Origin of the sequence: Streptomyces sp. Pv4-95 (assembly GCF_045782725.1) — a bacterium.
Lineage (GTDB): Bacteria > Actinomycetota > Actinomycetes > Streptomycetales > Streptomycetaceae > Streptomyces.
Genome location: NZ_CP127172.1, coordinates 7,299,234 through 7,317,793, shown reverse-complemented (window position 1 = coordinate 7,317,793; position 18,560 = coordinate 7,299,234). Strand labels below are relative to the sequence as shown.

The 18,560-nt window shown below is 72.3% G+C and carries 16 protein-coding genes; 8 read left to right on the top strand and 8 right to left on the bottom strand.

Annotated elements, in window-relative coordinates:
• Nucleotides 1–126 precede the first annotated feature (126 nt).
• Nucleotides 127–1,656, top strand: a complete 1,530-nt coding sequence (lnt, locus tag QOM21_RS32065) for an apolipoprotein N-acyltransferase (protein ID WP_407554501.1) — start codon at nucleotides 127–129, stop codon at nucleotides 1,654–1,656.
• Here the strand turns inward: lnt and QOM21_RS32060 are convergent.
• Nucleotides 1,628–2,533 (bottom strand): Gfo/Idh/MocA family protein, encoded by a 906-nt coding sequence (locus QOM21_RS32060; RefSeq protein WP_407554500.1) that lies wholly within the window; start codon nucleotides 2,531–2,533, stop codon nucleotides 1,628–1,630. The genes lnt and QOM21_RS32060 overlap by 29 nt on opposite strands.
• Entirely contained in the window at nucleotides 2,530–3,762 is a 1,233-nt protein-coding gene (locus tag QOM21_RS32055; protein WP_407554499.1) for an FAD-dependent monooxygenase, read from the bottom strand. The genes QOM21_RS32060 and QOM21_RS32055 overlap by 4 nt, the downstream gene beginning before the upstream one ends.
• Nucleotides 3,763–3,875: 113 nt before the next feature.
• On the opposite strand from QOM21_RS32055, the gene QOM21_RS32050 reads away from it, so the two are divergent.
• On the top strand, nucleotides 3,876–4,478 hold the full coding sequence (locus QOM21_RS32050; RefSeq protein WP_407554498.1) for a TetR/AcrR family transcriptional regulator: 603 nt from the start codon (nucleotides 3,876–3,878) through the stop codon (nucleotides 4,476–4,478).
• 635 nt (nucleotides 4,479–5,113) lie between these two features.
• Here QOM21_RS32050 and QOM21_RS32045 read toward each other — a convergent pair.
• The 6 genes from QOM21_RS32045 to QOM21_RS32020 all read right to left on the bottom strand — a co-directional run bounded on the left by QOM21_RS32045 (nucleotide 5,114) and on the right by QOM21_RS32020 (nucleotide 9,695).
• The gene (locus QOM21_RS32045) at nucleotides 5,114–5,686 is read right to left on the bottom strand and encodes a hypothetical protein (protein ID WP_407554497.1); all 573 of its coding nucleotides are present in this window, start codon (nucleotides 5,684–5,686) and stop codon (nucleotides 5,114–5,116) included.
• Nucleotides 5,687–5,766: 80 nt separating this feature from the next.
• Nucleotides 5,767–6,435: a uracil-DNA glycosylase gene (locus QOM21_RS32040; RefSeq protein ID WP_407555947.1), complete on the bottom strand. Its 669-nt coding sequence runs from the start codon at nucleotides 6,433–6,435 to the stop codon at nucleotides 5,767–5,769.
• Between the two features lie 226 nt (nucleotides 6,436–6,661).
• Entirely contained in the window at nucleotides 6,662–7,432 is a 771-nt protein-coding gene (locus QOM21_RS32035) for an SDR family oxidoreductase (protein ID WP_407554496.1), read from the bottom strand.
• 31 nt (nucleotides 7,433–7,463) lie between these two features.
• Nucleotides 7,464–8,225: a 3-oxoacyl-ACP reductase FabG gene (gene fabG, locus QOM21_RS32030; protein ID WP_407554495.1), complete on the bottom strand. Its 762-nt coding sequence runs from the start codon at nucleotides 8,223–8,225 to the stop codon at nucleotides 7,464–7,466.
• A gap of 253 nt (nucleotides 8,226–8,478) precedes the next feature.
• Nucleotides 8,479–8,874, bottom strand: coding sequence for a DUF3037 domain-containing protein (locus QOM21_RS32025; protein WP_407554494.1), 396 nt, complete (start codon nucleotides 8,872–8,874; stop codon nucleotides 8,479–8,481).
• Entirely contained in the window at nucleotides 8,871–9,695 is an 825-nt protein-coding gene (locus QOM21_RS32020; RefSeq protein WP_407554493.1) for a HipA family kinase, read from the bottom strand. The genes QOM21_RS32025 and QOM21_RS32020 overlap by 4 nt, the downstream gene beginning before the upstream one ends.
• Before the next feature lie 865 nt (nucleotides 9,696–10,560).
• Here QOM21_RS32020 and sbnA point away from each other — a divergent pair.
• The 6 genes from sbnA to QOM21_RS31990 are packed head-to-tail and all read left to right on the top strand — an operon-like array spanning nucleotide 10,561 to nucleotide 18,531.
• Entirely contained in the window at nucleotides 10,561–11,577 is a 1,017-nt protein-coding gene (gene sbnA / locus QOM21_RS32015) for a 2,3-diaminopropionate biosynthesis protein SbnA (RefSeq protein WP_407554492.1), read from the top strand.
• Nucleotides 11,578–11,615: 38 nt separating this feature from the next.
• Complete coding sequence (gene sbnB, locus QOM21_RS32010; protein WP_407555945.1) at nucleotides 11,616–12,611, top strand: 2,3-diaminopropionate biosynthesis protein SbnB; 996 nt, start codon at nucleotides 11,616–11,618, stop codon at nucleotides 12,609–12,611.
• 3 nt (nucleotides 12,612–12,614) lie between these two features.
• Nucleotides 12,615–12,824 (top strand): MbtH family protein, encoded by a 210-nt coding sequence (locus QOM21_RS32005; protein ID WP_407554491.1) that lies wholly within the window; start codon nucleotides 12,615–12,617, stop codon nucleotides 12,822–12,824.
• Nucleotides 12,821–13,558, top strand: a complete 738-nt coding sequence (locus tag QOM21_RS32000; protein WP_407554490.1) for a thioesterase II family protein — start codon at nucleotides 12,821–12,823, stop codon at nucleotides 13,556–13,558. Before QOM21_RS32005 ends, QOM21_RS32000 begins: the two co-directional genes overlap by 4 nt.
• 13 nt (nucleotides 13,559–13,571) lie before the next feature.
• Entirely contained in the window at nucleotides 13,572–14,372 is an 801-nt protein-coding gene (locus QOM21_RS31995; protein WP_407554489.1) for an AMP-binding protein, read from the top strand.
• Complete coding sequence (locus tag QOM21_RS31990) at nucleotides 14,317–18,531, top strand: amino acid adenylation domain-containing protein (protein ID WP_407554488.1); 4,215 nt, start codon at nucleotides 14,317–14,319, stop codon at nucleotides 18,529–18,531. Before QOM21_RS31995 ends, QOM21_RS31990 begins: the two co-directional genes overlap by 56 nt.
• The last annotated feature ends 29 nt before the right edge of the window (nucleotides 18,532–18,560 follow it).

The following is an 18,560-nucleotide window of genomic DNA, read 5'->3' as shown; positions in this document are numbered from 1 at the left end:
CGCCGTTCGGGCGCGGATCACCGTGGTGGCTGCGCGAATCAGCCACCTTCGCCGGGGCACCCTGTTCATGATCGGCCCGTCCGCGCACACTGACCGTCCGACTCACGCCCGGCAACAGGGAGACGCATGCACAGACCGCTCGGCCATCCGGCGGGGTGGCTCGGCTCCCCCTGGTCGCGGGGCGCCGCCGCGGCGCTCGCCGGGGCGCTGCCCGCGCTCACCTTCCCCGCGCCGTCGTGGTGGTGGCTGGCGTATGTGGTGCTCGTCCCCTGGCTGCTGCTGGTGCGCAGCGCCCCGACGCGGGGCCGGGCGGCACTGGACGGCTGGCTCGGCGGCGCCGGGTTCATGCTCGCCGTCCATCACTGGCTGCTGCCGAGCCTGCATGTCTTCATCCTCGTACTGGCCCTGTTCCTCGGCGCTCTGTGGGCACCGTGGGGGCTGCTGGTGCGGGAACTGCTGTCGGGCGCGCCCGGCGCGGGGCGACGCGCCGCCGCCCTGGTGCTGGTGCCGTCGGGCTGGCTGATGGTCGAACTGGTCAGGTCCTGGGAGGGATTGGGCGGTCCCTGGGGGCTGCTGGGCGCAAGCCAGTGGCAGCTGCCACCCGCGTTGCGGCTCGCGTCGATCGGCGGCGTATGGCTGCTGAGCCTGCTGATCGTGGCGGTGAACACCGCCGTCGCCGAGCTGATCGCCCGGCCTGCCACCTGGCCGCCCGCCGTCGCCGGCCTCCTGGTCTGCGCCCTCGCCACCACCGCGGCCTGGTACGCGGCCCCCGTTCCCCGGCCCGCCGGTACGGTGCGCGTCGCGGTGGTCCAGCCGGGTGTCACCGGCGGCCCCCAAGGCCGGCTGGACCGGAGCGAAGAGCTCACCCGCGGGCTGGCGGGCCGCGGGGTACGTCTCGTCGTCTGGGGCGAGAGCAGCCTCAACATGGATCCGGCGGACCACCCCGCGCTCGCCGCCCGGCTTGCCGCGCTGTCCCGGCGCACCGGCGCGGAACTGCTCGTCAACGCCGACGCGCCGCACGCCGGTGGGCCGGGCATCTACAAGAGCGCGGTGCTGATCGGACCGAACGGCCCGACCGGTGACCGGTACGCCAAGATGCGGCTGGTGCCCTTCGGTGAGTACATCCCGGCCAGATCCCTCCTGGGCTGGGCGACGCAGGTCGGCAAGGCCGCCGCCACCGACCGGCTGCGCGGATCCCGCCAGGAGCTGATGCCCGTCGCCACGGCGGGCGGCCTGCGCATCGGCCCGCTGGTGTGCTTCGAGACCGCCTTCCCGGACATGAGCCGGCGGCTCGCGCAGAACGGTGCGCGCGTGTTGGTCGCCCAGTCCTCGACCTCGACGTTCCAGAACAGCTGGGCGCCCGACCAGCACGCCTCGCTCGCCGCGCTGCGGGCCGCGGAGAGCTGGCGGCCGATGGTGCACGCCACGCTCACCGGCGTCAGCGCGGTGTACGGCCCACGCGGCGAACCCGTCGGCGGGCGGCTGGGCACCGACCGGGCCGCGGCCGCCGTGTACGACCTGCCGCTGGCCGAAGGCACCAGCCCGTACACCCGGTTCGGCGACTGGGCGGTGTACGGCGCGGTGGCCGCGCTGCTGTCGGCCGCCGGGTTCGCGGGGTTTCGGGCGCTCAGGCGGCCTGCGCGAGCGCCTCGGTGATGACGCGTTCGCACAGTTCGTGGGTACGCAGCGCGTCCTGGGCGGACGGCCGGCGGCCGGCCCGGACGTCGTCCAGGAAGGCGAGGACGATCTGCTCGATGCCGCGCTGGCGGGCGACCGGCACCCAGTCCCCGCGCCGGCGCACGCTCGGCTGCCCCTTGTGGTCGATGACCTCGGCGAGGTTCACGACCTGGCGCTTGGTGTCCTGACCGGAGACATCGAGAAGCTCCTCCGCGGAGCCGCTGAGGCGGTTCATGGTGCCGATGGCGGTGAAACCGTCGCCGGAGAGCTGCAGCACGACATGCTGCATGAGCCCGTCGCGGATCCTGGCGCGCACGTCGACGTGCTCGATCTCGCCGGGCAGCAGGAAGCGCAGCGTGTCGACGACATGGATGAAGTCGTCCAGCACCAGCGTGCGCGGGTCCTCGGGGAGGCCGATGCGGTTCTTCTGCATCAGGATCAGATCGCGGGCGTGCTCCAGGCACTGGGCGTAGCCGGGTGCGAAGCGGCGGTTGAAGCCGACGGCGAGCCCGACGCCCCGGTCCTCCGCCAGCTGCACGATCCGCTGCGTCTCGGCGAGTTCGTAGGCGATCGGCTTGTCGACGTAGGTCGGCACACCGGCGTCGATCAGCCGGGTCACGATCTCGGGGTGCACGGCGGTCGGCGCGTGCACGAACGCGGCGTCGAGGCCCACCGAGAGGAGCGAGTCCAGGTCGGTGTGGAGCCGGTCGGCCGCCAGCCGGTGCACGCCGCCGACCCGTTCGAGGGTGGCGGGGGTGCGGGTCTGCAGGTGCAGTTCCACGCCGGGCTGCGCGCCCAGTACGGGGAGATACGCCTTCTGGGCGATGTCTCCGAGTCCGATGCAGCCGACCTTCACTCATGCTCCTTGGGTAGTACCGCGGTCCGGGTGCCCCGCGTGCCGGAAGCATACGTGCCCTCCGGCGGCCGCCAGTCGGCGATGCCGTCGAAGCTGCGCAGCGCCAGGTCCGGTGCGAGACGGCCCGCGGCGGCCATCAGAACGGCGCGCACAGCGCAGGCCGGCCGGGATCGCCAGGTGGTCAGCCGGCCGAGCCGCTGGGACCGGCGCACCACGTCCATGGTGCGCGGCAGCCGCCGTCGCGTGTAGGCGGCGAGAGCCGCACCGAGACCGTCCTGCGAGGCGAGCTCGTGGGCCAGCACGACGGCGTCCTCGATGGCTTGGCAGCCGCCCTGCCCGAGGTTCGGGGTCATGGGGTGCACGGCGTCGCCGAGCAGCGCGACCCGCCCGTGGTGGAAGGCGGGCGGCGGAGCGGCGGCGGTGTACACGTCGTTGCGGAGCACCGCGGCCGGGTCGACGGTGCCCAGGAGCGTGGGGATGGGGTCGTGCCAGTCGCCGAAGCGGCGCAACAGCTCGGCACGTTCGCCGTCGGCGGCCCGCCCTCCGGGAGGCACCGCCGCGGTCGCGTAGGCGTAGACGCGCCCGTCGTGCAGCGGGACGGTGCCCCACGCGCCACCCGGCCCCCAGGTCTCACCGGCCGGATACGGGCGGTCGGGGGCGGGGACCACGAAGCGCCAGGCGGTGTAGCCGGCGTAGCGGGGTTCGGGGAGGCCGGGGAAGAGCTCGCGGCGGGCGGCGGAGTGGATGCCGTCGGCGGCCACGACGAGATCGGCGGTCAGTTCCTCGTCGCCCTGCACCCGCACACGGGCCGGGCGGCCGGTCACGGCAGGGTCGCCCGCGTCGGCGAGGGTGGCCGCGGCGCCGGTCCGTACGACGCCTTCGGGCAGCCGGGCGCAGAGCAGGGCGATCAGCTCGGAGCGGTGCGTGACGACGACCGGGCCGCCGAAGCGCCGGACCGCCGCGGCGTTGTCCGTACGGGCCAGCCGGCGGCCTCCGGGGAGGCGGAGTTCACCGGAGAGCTGCCCGGCCATGGCGCGGACCGCGTCACCGGCGTCGAGGGTGTCGAGGGCACGCTGGGCGTTGGGCGCGAGGGCGATGCCCGCACCGACGGGCTGCAGGGACGCGGCGCGTTCCAGGACGGTGACCGACCAGCCGCGGCGGTCGAGCGCCACCGCGGCGGTGAGCCCACCGATCCCCCCGCCGATCACGATGGCCTTGGGCCGCACCATGTTCCCTCCCGTCCTCGCACCCGCGATGCACGCAGCGCACCCCGGCCCACAGCTTCACTACAGATGTAGTTAGAGATTACTACAGCTGTAGTCCGCCCGTAGGCTGTCCTCCCATGACCGCCCGCACCGCGCCCCGGCACGAACTGATCGCCGACACCGCACTCGCCCTGCTCGCCGAACGGGGCCTGCGCGGACTGACCCATCGGGCCGTCGACGAGGCCGCCGGGCTGCCGCAGGGCTCCACCTCGAACCTCACCCGCACGCGCGCGGCACTGCTGGAGGCCGCGGTCCAGCGACTCGCCGAACGCGAGGCCGCGGTGCTCACGCCACGAGAGATGCCCGACGAGGCCGCGACGGCGGCCGCCGGGGGCACCACGGCGGCGCTCGCCGACGCACTGTCCCTCGCGATGCACCGCTACCTCTCACGCCACCACCGGCTGGCGATCGCCCGCTACGAGCTGGCCCTGGAGGCCACCCGCAGGCCCGAGTTGCGCGCCGTCTACGACCGCACGGGCCGGGCCTTCCGGGAGCCGATGATCGCCCTCCTGACGGCGGCCGGCTCCGCCGATCCCGAACGGCACGCGCAGAACATGATCGCCTGGTGCGACGGCGTGCTGTTCTCCTGCACCGCCGGCCAGTACCACGCGTCCGTCCCGACGCGCGCCGCGCTGCGCACGTCCTGTACGGAGCTGCTGGGCGGCATGCTGAACCGCTAGGCCACGGCGGCGGTGCAGCCGGCTCGGCCGCCCCCGATCCTCCGTTCCGTTAATCCGGTCGGCGCGTCCCCTCCACGGCGCGCTGATCACTCCTGCGGGGCCTTCCCAAGCATTCGACCGCCGTGGAGAGTTGTCGGTGTGTACCAATTGCCCGCAGCGGCGGTTCTGGTGACGGTGGTCGCGGCGACCACCACCGGATGTATGACCGTCATCTCTCCCCCGGCCTCCGAGGCACCTCCCCGCCCCGCGCCCGCGCCGTCCGTGGAACCACTCGGCCCGGGCGTTTCCGCGCCCTCGAAGAACCGCGTGACAACGGCGGTACCCTCGCCGCGTCACGACCGCAGGGGCCCGCGGCCCTCATCGGCACCCGGCGACGGGCGGAAGGCCGCGGACGCCGCCGCGGGGACGACCGTGGGCGGGCGAAAGCACGGCGGGAGCCGGTCCGCGTCCGCTCCTGACGCGGGCGGGCGGAAGGGCCCCGGCGTCGGCGGGGCGCCCGCGGGCCGTGCCGCGACTCCCCGGCCCCCGCGCCCGGGCGTGCCCGCCGCGCCGTCCGGGACGGACGTCTGCGCGCTGGGCCGGGCCTACGGACAGTGGGAGCAGGGCAGCGCCGTGCAGCGGATCTGCCGCGGCGCCTACGCCGAATAGCCCGCGGCGCCGTCGATCCGCGACTCCAGGCGGTCGATCGCCTCTCTGAGCCCCTGGCGGTAGTCGCCGTCGGCCAGGGCGTTTGCGGACGCCTTCGCCCGCCGCAGCTGCGCTCGCGCATCGGCCGGCCGGTCGAGCCCTGCGTAGTCGGCCGCGAGGTTGAGATGCAGGCTGGGGAAGAACGCCCGCAGGGCGACGAGCGGGTGCCGGGGCCCGGGGCCGTCGGCCACCGCTGCCCGCGGGATACCGCCGGCCTCGGGGAAACGCTCGGTGACGAAGCCCTCGGCCGCCGCCAGCGCACGGAGATCCCAGGCGAGCTCGTCCCTGGGATCGTCCTGGGTATCGGCCATGTAATGGGCGAGGGTGCAGCGGTGGAAGGCGTTTCCCTGTGGCCCGATCTCCCGCCAGAGCTCCGCCAGACGATTGCGTGCCTCTTCCCGGTCCCCGGCACGATGCAACATGATCGCCTGGCCGATCCGGGTCAGGACGCTGTCCTCGGGCGCCTCCTGCCGCTGCTTCTCCGCCACCGCACACTCCCCGCGTTCGCTCGCCGTCGCCATTGCCGTTTCCACGACGCTAACCGCCGGCGGCAGCTCCCGCGCGGTGTGCGGGAGCTGCCCGGGCCTACCGGGCGGCCGCCTCAGCCCAGGTCGGGGATCCGCCAGTCGATCGGGGTGTGGCCCTGGGCGGCGATCGCCGCATCGATCTGGGTGAAGGGGCGGGAGCCGAAGAACTTCTTCGCGGACAGCGGGGAGGGGTGCGCGCCCTGGACGACGGCATGCCGCTCCTCGTCGATCAGAGGCAGCTTCTTCTTGGCGTAGTTGCCCCACAGCACGAAGACGGCCGGGTCGGGCCGGGCGGCCACCGCGCGGATCACCGCGTCGGTCACCTTCTCCCACCCCTTGCCCTTGTGCGAATTGGCCTCGCCCTCACGGACCGTGAGCACGGCGTTCAGCAGCAGGACGCCCTGCTCGGCCCACGGCATGAGATAGCCGTTGTCGGGGACCGGGTGCCCCAGCTCGTCCTTCATCTCCTTGTAGATGTTCCGCAGCGACGGCGGCGTCTTGACACCGGGCCGCACGGAGAAGCACAGGCCGTGGCCCTGGCCGGCGCCGTGATACGGGTCCTGGCCGAGGATCAGCACCTTCACCTGCTCGTAGGGTGTCGCCGCCAGCGCCGCGAAGACCTCCTCGCGGGGCGGATAGACCGGGCCATGAGCCCGCTCCTGCTCGACGAAATCGGTCAGCTCCTTGAAATAGGGCTTCTCCAACTCCTCGCCGAGGACGCCACGCCAGGACTCGGGCAGCATGTCGGTCAGCACGTCAACAACCTCCGGTGTATGTTCCGTTCTCCCACCCAGAACCTACCGGCGACCACTGACATCGCCGCCCGCGGGCCGCCCGCCCCGGCACCACGGCAGCTGCCTCATGCCACGCACGAGGCGCAAGACCCCGTGGGCCCTGCGCCTCGTGTGCAGGCCCGCGGCCGGGCCGACCCGCCGTGCGGCAGGCGGCTTCCGGGCCGCGGGCTCGCCGTCAGACTCCGGCGTTGAGGAACAGGCCGCCGTCGACGACCAGCGTCTGGCCGGTGATCCAGCCGGACGCCTCGGACAGCAGGAACGCCGCGGCCCCGCCGATGTCCTCCGGGACGCCGAGCCGTGCCATCGGGTAGCCGGCCGCCGCCTCCTCCTCGCGGTTCTCGTACAGCGCCGCCGCGAACTTCGTCTTCACCACGGCGGGAGCGATGGAGTTGACCCGCACCGTCGGCGCGAACTCGTGGGCGAGCTGGAGCGACAGATTCACCATCGCGGCCTTGCTCATGCCGTACGCGCCGATGAAGGGCGAGGCGTTGATGCCCGCGATGGAGGCGATGTTGACGATCGCGCCGCCGTTGTCCTTCTGCCACGCGTGCCAGGTGCGCTGCGCGAAGCCGAGCGCCGAGACGACGTTGGTCTCGAACACCTTGCGGGCGACGCCCAGGTCGAGGTCGGCGATGGGGCCGAACACCGGGTTCGTACCGGCGTTGTTGACGAGGTAGTCGACGCGGCCGAAAGCCTCCATCGCCCGCTCGACGGCGACGCCCTGGTGGTCCTCGTCGTGCGCCTTGCCGGGCACGCCGATCGCCCGGTCGGCGCCGAGCCTCTCGACGGCCTCCTTGAGGGCGTCCTCGTTGCGGCCCGTGATGCAGACCCGGTCGCCGCGGGCGACCAGCGCCTGCGCGATGCCGTAGCCGATTCCGCGGCTGCCGCCCGTGACGAGTGCCGCCTTGCCCGAGAGCTCGGGGAGCCCGCTGTCCTGCTCGGTCATGTCCTTGTACTCCTGAAGTCGGTGGGGGCGGTCAGTTGAGCGGGCCGCCGGCGACGTACATGACCTGGCCGGACACGAAGCCGGCCGCCTCGCCGGTGAAGAAGGCGATGGCGTTGGCGATGTCCTCGGGGCGGCCGACGCGCTGCACCGGGATCTGGGTGGCGGCCGCCGCCTGGAACTCCTCGAAGCCCATGCCCACGCGCTCGGCGGTGGAGGCCGTCATGTCGGTGACGATGAAGCCCGGGGCGACGGCGTTGGCGGTGACGCCGAACTTGCCGAGCTCGATGGCGAGGGTCTTGGTGAAGCCCTGCAGACCGGCCTTCGCCGCGGAGTAGTTGACCTGGCCGCGGTTGCCGAGCGCCGAGCTGGAGGAGAGGTTGACGATCCGCCCGAACTTGGCGTCCACCATGTGCTTCTGACACGCCCGGGACATCAGGAACGCACCGCGCAGGTGGACGTTCATGACCATGTCCCAGTCGCTGTCGCTCATCTTGAACAGCAGGTTGTCGCGGAGCACGCCGGCGTTGTTGACCAGCACGGTCGGTGCGCCCAGCTCGGCCGCGACGCGTGCGACCGCCGCCTCCACCTGCTCCGAGTCCGATACGTCGCAGCCGACGGCGATGGCCTTGCCACCGGCCGAGGTGATCTTCTCGACGGTGTCCTTGCACGCCGCCTCGTCGAGGTCGAGTACGGCTACGGCGCGACCCTCGGCGGCCAGGCGTACGGCGGTGGCCGCGCCGATACCGCGGGCCGCGCCCGTCACGATGGCGACGCGCTGCTCGGTGGTGGACATGCGGGTTCTCCTCACCCTCGAAACCTCGACAAGCGGTCCGCCGCACCGATCCCGAAGGTGAGCAACCGCTTAGTAGCTTCAGCAGGGCTGACGCTAGAAGCCCGGCCACCCGCTGTCAACGCCCCACCGCCGCGCCGTTACCCACCTCACCTGCGACAGGAACCTCCAGGGGTGCGATCGCGTCACCCGACCGGGCGGACGGCCGGGCGCGCGCCCCACCACAGGGGGCGGCGCCCGGCCGTCCGCCTGCCGCTCAGCGCACCAGCAGCTCCAGCAGCCGTTCCGCCTCCACGGTGGGATCGACGGTCAGGCCGGTGTGCACCGGGCCCGGCTGCACGATGGTGCTGCGCGGCGCGATCAGCCACCGGAAGCGGCGTCCGGGGTCGTCGCCCGCCGCCTGGCCGGCCTGTTCACCGCCGTGGCAGATGCCCTCGACGGCGCTCAGCGCGGCCCGGACCCCGGCCACGTCCACGGCGGGGTCGAGGGCGAGCAGCCGAGCCTCGTCGAGATGCGTCCGGGCCTCGACGAAGCGCCGGGCGTGGCAGTACACGACCACGCCGGCATTGATCATCTCGCCGCGCTCCACGCGCGGCACCACCTTCACCAGCGCGTATTCGAAGACGTCGCGCCCGTTGTGCAGACCGCTCACTTCACTGCCCTCCGCGGCGGTTTTCCCGCCAGCCACTCGGGTGCCCGGGAGGCCGTGTCCTTGGTGCGTTCGCCGATGGTGATGTGGTCGCCGATCGTCCGCGCACGGGCCAGCAGCGTCTTCACGTACGCCTGGCGCAGCTCGTCCGGCGAGTCGAAGCCGGGCTCGTCGACCAGCCATTCCGCCGGGACCTCGGCGGCGATCTCGGTCAGCAGTTCCTCGGTGATCTGCGGGCCGAATTCGGCCGCGGCGGAGGGGATGTCCGGGGCGAAGGTGGCGAGCACATGATCGGCGGCGTCGTAGGGCTTGACCGCGGCTTTCTCGGCGCTCGGCCAGTTGTGGTGCCAGATCATCGTGGCGCCGTGGTCGATCAGCCACAGCTGACCGTGCCACACCAGCAGATTGGGGTTGCGCCAGGACCGGTCCACATTGTTGAGGAGCGCGTCGAACCACACCACACGCCCCGCCTCACGGGAGCTCACCTCGAAGGCCAGCGGATCGAATCCGAGCGACCCGGGGAGGTAGTCCATCCCCAGATTGAGCCCGCCACTGGCCTTGAGCAGTTCCTGGACCTCCTGATCGGGCTCACTCAGACCGATCACGGGGTCCAGCTGCATCCGGACCAGCTCCGGCACACGCAATCCGAGCCGACGGCCCAACTGCCCGCAGATCACCTCGGCGACAAGGGTCTTGCGCCCCTGGCCGGCGCCGGTGAACTTCATGACGTACGTACCGAGGTCGTCCCCCTCGACGATCCCCGGAAGCGAGCCGCCCTCACGAAGGGGCGTGACATAGCGGGTCGCTGTGACTTCTGTCAGCATTTCCCCAGGCTATAGGACCGTTCGGCCTTACAATCCGCACTTCCCCCCAAAGCGCGCAATTGCACGGAGTCGCCCGCGCTGAGGCTTGGCGGGAATCGGGTGGGCTTTGACCGTCTTGCGGATCGCCCCGCCTCCAGGATATTCCGCCTGAGGCGGCGCGGCCCCGCGCCCCGGTCTCCGGCGTGAAGTGTGCACAGTAACCGAGCGCGACCGACGGCGGGGAGTCCCCGAGCCACCCACTGCCACGACCTCGCCCCCTTGGGCGCGGAGGGATGATGCGGGCCTTGGCCGACGCCGGCTTCCAGGTGTAGGTGGTTCATGGATTCAAGGCCACTGCATTGCCGAGCATTCACGGCCACGGTATTGCCGAATCGGGTGGTGAGCAGGAGGGAGAACTGCCTTCGCGGACTTTCCGGCCCCAGCCTTCCCACGGAAAGTCGACAGGGCGCGCAGATCTCCAGGAATCGACGCGATTCAGCCCGGCTCACGGTGTCCGCGCCCCGACCTCGTGGACCCCACCCCGGCCGATATCCGCCGCCTGCCGACAGTTGCGACCGACGTTCTCCTGCATGGACAGAGAATGCGGTGAACCGGTCACGATGGCGTCGCTGACAACGCCACGAGCCCGGCGTTCTCACTACACGCGCCGCGGTCACACGTTCGCGGGACGAAGCCGCTTCAGGGCAGCGTGCAGGCAGTACGGGCGCGGCTGTCTGCCCGGCTCCGCCGAGTGGCGCCGAAGGGCAGTCCAAGCATTCGTCGTGGACGGGAGACCAGTCCCTCCCCTACCTCCGACCGGCCTTTCCCGCACCGCACTTGAGTCGCGATTGAGCCGCCTCGACAAAGCCCGTGCCACACTCGGCCCATGCTCCACAGGCGTGCTGATCAATCTCTGATCGAACGGGCAAAACAAATCCGCAGGGGCCTCACGGGAACCCCGCTGATTCCGCTGGCGGACGAGAAGTGCGACATCGTCGCCAAGCTGGAATTCTGCAATCCCGCCGGAAGTACCAAGGACCGTTCGGCACTGTGGATTCTGGAACAGGCAATCGGTCGGGGGGAGATAGCGCACGGCACGACGGTGGTCGAGTCGTCGTCCGGCAATTTCGCGCTGGCCCTGGCCTTCTACTGCCGCATGCTCGGCATCTCGTTCGTCCCGGTCATCGATCCGAACTGCAACGAGGCCACCGAGGCCCAACTCCGCCTGCTGTGCGGGCGGGTGGAGAAGGTCGCCCTCCGTGACAACGCGGGCAGCTACCTGAAGACCCGGCTGTCCCGGGTGCAGGAACTGCTGGTCGAACTCGACTCGGCATATTGGCCCAACCAGTACGCCAATCCGGATGCCCGTGACGCGCATTACCGCTTCACCGCGGGCGAGTTGATCGAGCAGGCCGGCCCGCTCGACTACCTCTTCGTCGGCGTGGGCACGGGCGGCACGATCGCCGGGCTCTCCCACCGGATCAAGGAAACGTACCCGGGCTGCGTGGTCGTCGCTGTCGACACCGAAGGCTCGGTGATCTTCGGAGGCCCGCCGAAGAAGCGGCGGATACCCGGCATCGGCTCCAGCATCGTGCCGCCGCTGTGCGGTCAGGCGCTGATCGACCAGGTCGAGATCGTCTCCGAAGTGCGCGCCGTCGAGGCCTGCGACGCGCTGGTCGCCAAGTACGGCTTGTACGCGGGAGGTTCCACCGGCAGCACCTATGCCGCCGTCCAGGACCACTTCGCTCGTCACCGTCCCGGCGCACACCGTCCCCGGGTCGCCTTCATCGCCGCCGACCGCGGCCATGCCTACGCCCGGACCGTCTACGACCCCACGTGGGTCCAGCAGCTGCGCGCGGAAGCGGTACAGCCCGCCGGCGTCGAAGCCCTGGCCGTCAACTGAAGGAGAAGCACCCCGTGTCCACCCTGGCCCCACCGCCCATGACCGTGATCGGCGCGGGCGACGTCGCCGCCGAGACGGACCGCAACCGTCCGGAGCTCATCGAGGTCGTCCGTGCCGCTTACCTCGCGCACGACGCCGGACTGAGCTCGAACCCGCACAGCTCGTTCCTGCGCTTCCCGCACCAGGACCGGTCGCGCATCATCTCCCTGCCCGCCTATCTGGGCGGCGAGTTCGAGGTCGCCGGCAACAAGTGGATCGCCAGTTTCCCGGACAACACGCAGCACGGAATCCCCCGCGCCTCGGCCACGCTGATCCTCAACGACTGCGTCACCGGCTACCCGTTCGCCTGCATGGAGTCCTCGATCGTCTCGGCGACGCGGACCGCGGCCTCCGCGGTGCTCGGCGCGCAGACGCTGCTCGGCGCGCGACGTGCCCGCCGGGTCGGCATCGTGGGCACGGGTCTGATCGCCCAGCACGTATGGCGGTTCCTGCGTGATCTCGACTGGGAGATCGACGGCTTCCGGCTCTTCGACCTCGACCCGGCGGCGGCGAGCCACTTCGGCGCCGTCATGGCCGAGCACACCGAGGCCGAGATCGTGGTCGCCGACAGGGTGGAGGACGCGTTCACCGACTGCGACCTGGTGGTGCTGACCACGGTGGCCGGCGAACCGCACCTGCACGATCCCCAACTGCTGTCCCACAACCCGGTGGTCCTGCACCTGTCCCTGCGCGACCTCGCCCCCGAGATGATCCTCGCCGCCCAGAACGTCACCGACGACGTCGACCACGCCGTACGCGAGCGCACCTCGCTGCACCTGGCCGAACAGCGCACCGGCAACCGGGACTTCGTCGACGGCACCCTCGGCGACCTGCTGCAAGGGCGGCTGCGCAGGGACCACGAACGCCCGGCGATCTTCTCACCGTTCGGACTCGGCGTACTCGACCTCGCCGTCGGCAAGTGGGTGCACGACCGGGTCGTCGCCGCGGGCCGGGGCCGCCGTGAGAGCGACTTCTTCACCGGGGTGGGGATCTGACGCATGAGCGCCTCATCCGCCCCGCGCCCCGCCGAGGACCGGTACGTCGTCGTGGTGAACCACGAGGAGCAGTACTCGGTCTGGTTCGCCGATCGTGCCCTGCCCGCCGGCTGGACCGCCACCGGCGCGCAGGGCACCCGCCAGGAGTGCCTGGACCACATCGAGCAGGTGTGGACCGACCTGACCCCGCGCTCCGCGCGAGCGTCGCGATGACTGCCGCTGACCTCGCGGAGACCTGGCTGCGCGGGCTCGGTAGCCGTGAACTCACGGCGCAGCAGCGCCTGTTCGTCTTCCCGCACGCCGGAGCCGGCACCTCCGCCTACCGGCTGGCGGCGTACCTGCCGGACACCGTCGAAGTCTGTACGGTCCGGTTGCCCGGCCGGGAGACCCGGTTCGCCGAACCGGCCCTGACCTCCCTGGACGAGGCCGTGGCCGCGCTCGCGCCGCTCATCGCGGACCACACGGACCTGCCGTACGCCTTCTTCGGGCACAGCATGGGCTCCCTGACCGCCTTCGAGACGGCGCGGCGGCTCCGTGCACTCGGCAGGCTCCTACCCGACCGCCTGTTCCTGTCGGGTATGCGCGCCCCCGGCCTGCCGGACCGCGACCCGCGGCACACGCTGCCGGACGACAAGCTGCTCGCCACAGCCGAATTCGACGGCGTGCATCCCGAGTTGCAGGAGCTGCTGCTGCCGTTGCTGCGCGCGGACCTGACGCTCTGCGAGACCTACACGCACCGGGCCGAGGCACCGCTGCCCTGTCCCCTGACCGTTCTGGCCGGCTCGGAGGACGACAGCGTCGACGGGACGGAACTCGCCGACTGGCGAAAGCACACCTCGGCCGACTTCGAACTGCACCTGTTCCCGGGTGCCCCCCACCTGTATGTGCGCGGCGCGGAACGACAGCTGGCGGAGACGATCACGCGCGCCTTCCCCGCACGGGGCTGAGAAAGGAACGCTCATGGCGACGACCACCCTGGTCACACTGTGGGAGCAGCAGGCGGCCGCGACACCCGACGCGGTCGCCGTCGTCGCGGGAGCACACCGCGCCACCTACGCCGACGTGGACCGCCGGGCCGCGGCTCTCGCGGCCGAGCTGCAGGCACGCGGCATCGGGCCGGAGAACCTGGTCGGCGTCTGTCTCGGCCGCTCGGTCGAGATGGTCGTGGCCCTGCTCGGCATCCTGAAGTCGGGCGCCGCGTACCTGCCCCTCGACCCGAGCTACCCGGCCGAACGGCTGCGGCACATGACCAGCGACTCGGGGGCCCGGCTGTGGCTGTGCGACGCGGACCACCGCGCGCAGGCCCTGGCGTCCGGTGTGACCGACGTCCTGCTGGTCGAGGACCTCCCCGCGGAGCCTGCCGCACCGGTGGCCCCGGTGGTACGCCCGCACCACCTGGCTTACGTCATCTACACCTCCGGTTCGACCGGCCTGCCCAAGGGTGTGGCCGTCGACCACGCGGCGATGGCCTCGTTCCTGCGGAGCGTGGCCGAACGCCCCGGCCTCGGGGCGGACGACCGGGTTCTCGCGCTGACCCCGCTGTCGTTCGACATCTCGATACTGGAGCTGTTCCTGCCGCTGACCCGGGGAGCGACGGTGGTGATGGCACCGCGCGCCGCCAACACCGACCCCGAGCTGCTGGCGGCCACCATCGCCGAGGCGGGTGTGAGCGTCGTCCAGGCGACCCCCACCACCTGGCGGATGGGTGCTGGCGTCCGGCTGGACGGACGGGCACGGCCGGGTACTGCTGTCGGGCGGTGAGCCGCTCGATCCGCAGCTGGCCCGCGACCTGCTCGCCACCGGCGGCACCCTGTGGAACCTGTACGGGCCGACCGAGGCGACGGTGTGGGCCACCGCCGCCCGCATCGACACCGTGGCCGACCGGGTCACGGTCGGCACGGCGCTGTCCAACACCCGGCTGTACGTCGTCGACGAGAGTGGGCGGAAGGCCGGCCCAGGAGTCACCGGCGAGCTGTGGATCGGCGGCGCGGGCGTGGCGCGCGGCTACCTCGACCGGCCCGCGCTGACCGCCGACCGGTTCGTGCCCGACCCGTTCGGGGATGCCTTCGGGCGCCTGTACCGGACCGGCGACCTCGCCCGGTGGTCCGCCGACGGCATGCTGGAGGTGCTGGGACGCGATGACCACCAGGTCAAGGTGCGCGGCTTCCGCATCGAGCTCGGCGAGATCGAGGCCGGTGTGCGCAGCCACCCCCTCGTCGCGGACGCCGTGGTGGTCGTCGACCGCGAGGCGTCCGGCGGCGACCGGTTGGTGGCGTACCTCGTGCCCGCGCCCGACGCGCGGAGCGTATCCGAGGATCTGCCCCGCCTGGTCCGTGACCATCTCGCGCAGCGGCTGCCCGCCCACATGGTGGCCCAGGGCTACGCGGTGCTGGACGCCCTGCCCCGCACCCCCGCGGGCAAGGCCGACCGTGGCGCCGTGCGGCGGATACCGCACAGCCCGGTCCGGGCGAGCGGGCCGATGCCCGACGACGCCCCGCTGCCGCCGCACACCGAGGCGGTGCGCCGCGTGTGGGCCGAGGTGCTCGGGCTCGACGAGGTGTCCCCGTACGACGACTTCTTCGGCCTGGGCGGCCAGTCGCTCACCGCGGTACGGGCCGTGGCGCGGCTGCGTGCGAAGCTCGGCGTGCCGGTAGACGCCCGGTCGGTCTTCGCGCATCCGACACCCGCCACGCTCGCCGCCGCCCTGGACGGCGTGGCGCCCTCGGACGACGAGCCGATCCCGGCGGCCGCGACCGACGAACTCTCCTTCGGCCAGGAGCGGATCTGGTTCTTCGAGCAGCTCAACGACGCGGTGCCCGCCTACCATCTGCCGGTCGCCCTGGGCCTGCCCGGCGGGCGCGTCGACCTGACGCTGCTGCAGGACTGCCTGTCCGCGCTGGTGCACCGGCACCCGGCGCTACGCACGGCCCTCGTCGCCGTCGCCGGCCGGGGCCGCCCCGAACTGCGCGAGCCGGGACCGGTGCCGCTGCGCCGCACCGAGGTCGCCGAGGAGGACCTGGACGCGCTGGTGACCGAGCGGATCCGCGCCCCCTTCGCCCTCGACCGCGCACCGCTGCTGCGCGCGGACGTGCTGCGCACCCCGAGCCGTGACATCACGTTGTTGACGTTCCATCACATAGCGTGCGACGGGACGTCGGTGGACCTGATGGTGCGGGAATTGGGAGAGCTCTACACGGACCTCGCCGCCGGCCGCAGCCCGGCCCCGGCACCGCTGCCCGTGACGTACGCCGACTACGCGGCCTGGCAGCGCGAGCGACTCACCGGCGCCGAGCTGGAGCGACTGCTCGACCACTGGCGCACCCGGCTTTCCGGCGTGCCCGTCCTGGAGCTGCCGACCAGCCGCCCCCGGCCGGCCGTCGCGAGCCACCGCGGTCGCCGCGAACTGCTGCGCATCCCCGTCGACTTGGCGGACCGGCTGCGCACTATCTGCCGGTCCGAAGGCGTCACCCTGTTCATGGGCCTGCTCGCCCCGTTGCAGGTGCTGCTCGGCCGGTACGCCGACGAGAGCGATGTCGCCGTCGGCACCCTGACAGGCGGCCGGCCGCGCCCCGAACTGGACGATGTGGTCGGCTACTTCGTGAACACCGTCGTGCTGCGCACCGACCTGTCCGGCGACCCGACCTGGCGCGAGCTGCTGGGCCGGGTCCGCGAGGTCGCGGGGCAGGCGTACGCGCACCAGGAGCTGCCCTTCGAGAAGCTGGTGGCGGAGCTGAGCCCGGAGCGCGACCTGAGCCGCAACCCGCTCTTCCAGGTGCTGTTGGCCCTGCACGAGGAACCGAGGGCCGGTCACCTCACCGAGCTGTACGACCGCAAGGAGCTGGAGGGACGGCTCGGCACCGCCCGCTTCGACCTCGCTCTCGACGTGACGGACCACGCCGCCGGGGCCGGTGACCTCAGCATCTCCGTCGAATACGCCACCGACCTGTTCGACGCGGACTTCGTCCGGGGCCTCGGCCGGCACTTCCTGCGGGTGATCGATCAGATGGTGTCCGGCGCCACGGCCCACCTGTCCGAGCTGGAGATCGTCCCGGCCGATGAGCTGCGGGCCCACTCCCTCGGCAACCTGGCCGAGCCGCTGCCCGAGCCGACCACCCTGGTCCACCTGTGGGACCGCCAGGTGCGGACCACCCCGGACGCGATCTGCGTCGTGGGCGACGGCCGGTCGCTGACGTTCGCCGAGACCGACGCGCGGGCCTCGGCCCTTGCCCGGGAGCTGCGGGCCGGGGGCGTGCGCCCCGAAAGCCTGGTCGGCGTCTGCCTGGAACGCTCGGTGGAGCTGGTGGTCGCCCTGCTGGGTGTGCTGAAGGCGGGCGGCGCCTACGTCCCGCTCGACCCCGGCTACCCGACGGACCGGCTGCAGTACCTGCTGGCCGACTCGGGCATACGCCTCGTCGTCGCGGACCCGGCGCACCCCGCCTCGGCTCTGCTCGGCGAGGGTGTGCGGCTCGTGGCGGTGGACCAGGAACCCGGGGCGGACCCCGGGGCGGACGCGGCGACGGACCCCGGCCCGGCCGCAGAGGCGCAACCGCACCACCTCGCCTACGTTATCTACACGTCCGGTTCGACCGGCAACCCCAAGGGCGTCGCGATCACGCACGCCAACATCACCGGGTTCCTGGAGTGGAACCAGCGGCTGTGCCGGCTCACCGGGCGGGACCGGGCCCTGCTCAACCACTCGGTGGCGTTCGACAACTCGGTCTGGGAGATCTTCCAGTGCCTGGTGTCCGGAGCCGAACTGCACCTGGCGAGCCCCACCGCCGCCTACGACCCCGAGGAGTTCCTGCGCGAGGTCGCCGAGCGCGGCATCACCACGCTCAACGCGACGCCCTCGCAGATGCGGATCCTGCTGGAGTCCGGTGCGGATCCCGCTGCGCGACTCGCCTCCGTACGCCTGGTGTTCACCGGCGCCGAGGCCGTGCCGCACGACGTGGCCCGCCGCATCCTGTCCGCCACCGCGCCGGGATGCCAGGTCTTCAACGAGTACGGCCCCACCGAAGCGACCGTCACCTCGGCGTACTGCCCGATCACCGAGGAGCTGCTCGACCGGCACGGGCATCTCCCGAGCGTCCCGTTCGGCCGGGCGACCGACAACGCGCACCTCTACGTACTGGACCCGCGGCTGCGCCCGGTCGTCCCGGGCTGTCGCGGCGAGCTGTACGTCGGCGGCAGCGCGGTCGGCCGTGGCTATCTCGGGAGACCGGCCCGCACGGCCGCGGCGTACCTGCCCGACCCGTACGCCGCGGAGCCCGGCGCCCGTATGTACGCCACGGGCGACGTGGTCCGGCTGCTGCCCGACGGAAATCTGGTCTTCCTCGGCCGCGACGACCACCAGGTCAAGGTGCGCGGCTTCCGCATCGAGCTCGGCGAGATCGAGTCCGCGCTCAGGAGCCACCCCACCCTCGCCGACTGCGTGGCGGCCGTGCGCCGCACCCGCACCGGCGTGGACCAGCTGGCGGCCTACCTGATCCCCGAGCACCCCGACCGGCCCGCCCCGGACCCGGCGGAACTCCGCGCCCACCTGGCGGAGCAACTGCCCCCGTACATGCTGCCGCAGAGCTACACCGTGATCGACGAGATCCCCCTCACCCCGAACGGCAAGGTCAACCGGGACGCACTGCCCGACCCCCGCCCGGTGCCCGCCGAGGCCCCGGCCACCCGCCGGACCGTCACCAAGCAGCAGCTCCTCGTCGCCGAAGTGTGGCGGGAGTGCCTGGGTGTCGAGGAGGACTTCGGGCCGCAGGACGACTTCTTCGACGTCGGCGGCACCTCGTTGACCATCACCACCGTCGCGGGCCGGCTCGGCGAGCGACTCGGGCGCCGGGTCCCGCCGGTCCTGGTCTTCAGAAACCCGACCGTGGCGGGCCTCGCCGAGGCCCTGGAGGCGGACACCGAGCGGTGAGCAGCAGCGACCGCACAGGCGTCGGCTCC